The organism is Kineococcus indalonis (assembly GCF_009906395.1).
GTDB lineage: Bacteria > Actinomycetota > Actinomycetes > Actinomycetales > Kineococcaceae > Kineococcus > Kineococcus indalonis.
In genome coordinates, this window is the sequence record NZ_JAAALM010000737.1 from 1 (window position 1) to 1,461 (window position 1,461).

Annotated in this window: 1 protein-coding gene and 1 pseudogene; one reads left to right on the forward strand and one right to left on the reverse strand. The window is 75.9% G+C overall.

Annotated features, from left to right (window positions below; translation table 11 throughout):
* Nucleotides 1–846: SLC13 family permease (locus tag GTR00_RS20705; RefSeq protein ID WP_276610384.1), on the reverse strand; the 846-nt coding region annotated here is incomplete at its 3' end.
* Between the two features lie 253 nt (nucleotides 847–1,099).
* On the opposite strand from GTR00_RS20705, the pseudogene GTR00_RS26110 reads away from it, so the two are divergent.
* Nucleotides 1,100–1,461 (forward strand): annotated as a pseudogene (locus GTR00_RS26110) (sensor histidine kinase); the annotation flags it as partial.

Genomic DNA, 1,461 nt, shown 5'->3' on the forward strand with positions numbered 1-1,461 from the left:
GTCCAGCGCACCGGAGGTGAGCCCGTCCCCGTCGCCGTCCGCGCCGCCGGCGGGCAGGGCGCCGGTGCCCCCGGGCGCCGGGCGCGCACCCGCGGCCGCGGACCCCGCGGAACCCGAGGACCCCGCGGAACCGGGAGAACCCTTGAAACCCGTGGAACCCGGAGAACCCGGAGAACCCGCGCTCACGGTGGCGAGCTCGCGGGTGTGGAACTGCGCCAGTTCGATGCCCCGCTTGGCCAGGCGGCGCTTCTCGCCCAGGCCCAGCAGCCAGGCCATGGCGAACACGCACACCAGGCCGGCGACCATGCTGGGCACCATCGGGTTGAACAGCTCCGAGGGCGACACGCTCAGCGCGGTCGCCGCCCGCACCGTCGGCCCGCCCCACGGGATGATGTTCATGACGCCCGCGGAGAGGTTCGCCACCACGGTGAGCACCACCGGGCTCAGCCCCAGGCGCAGGTACAGCGGCAGCATCGCCGAGACGGTGATGATGAACGTGGTGGAGCCGTCCCCGTCCAGGGAGACGACCGCGGCCAGCAGCGCGCTGCCCACGACCACGCGCACCGGGCTGTCGCCGCACAGGCGCAGGATCACCCGGATCAGCGGGTCGAACAGGCCCACGTCGATCATCAGCCCGAAGTAGATGATCGCGAAGAACAGCAGGGCGGCCGTGGGGGCGAACTCGCCCACCTGGTCCATGACGTCCTCGCCGATGCCCGCGCCGGCGCCGGCGGCGACGGCGAAGGCGAGCGGGACGAGGATCAGCGCGACCACCGGGGTGAGCCGCTTGGTGAGGATGAGCGCCATGAACACGGCGACCATGCCGAAGCCGAGGGCGACAAGCATCGTTGCTCCGTCTCGTGGGGGGACGTCCGTCCGGCGGCGCCTGCGCACCCCCGGTGGTGACCTGCGCCACGCTAGGGCGGGCGCGGCGGCGGGTCGGGGTTGCGCGCACTGCACCGCGTTCTCCTCGTTGCGCGGGTTGTGCGCGTTCTGCTCACCCCGCGCCCGGCGGGCGGGCCGGGCCGCACTACCGTGGGGGTCCGCACGCCGGCGCACCGCTGCGCCGCGCGCGCACGGCGAGCGGGACGGGGGAGCGGTGGCAGGCAGCGCCGGTCGGCTGGACCCGCGCCGGTGGTCCTTCACCCACCAGGCGCTCGCCGTGGTGCTGCTGCTCGTCACCGTCGTCCTCGTCGTCTCCTCCGCCGGCGGCGCCGTGCTCCTGCAGCGCCAGGTGGAGTCCGAGGCGCGCGCCCGCAGCCTGGACGTGGCCCGCGCCGTCGCCGAGGACGACGAGGTGCGCGCGGCCGCCACCGCCGCCAGCGACGCCCCGCCGCCCGAGCGCGCCGCCCTGGCCGCCGGGGAGCTGCAGCGCGAGGCCGAGGCCGTGCGCGCCCGCACCGGCGCCGCCTTCGTCGTGGTCACCGACGACCGCGGCCTGCGCCTGGCCCACCCCGACCC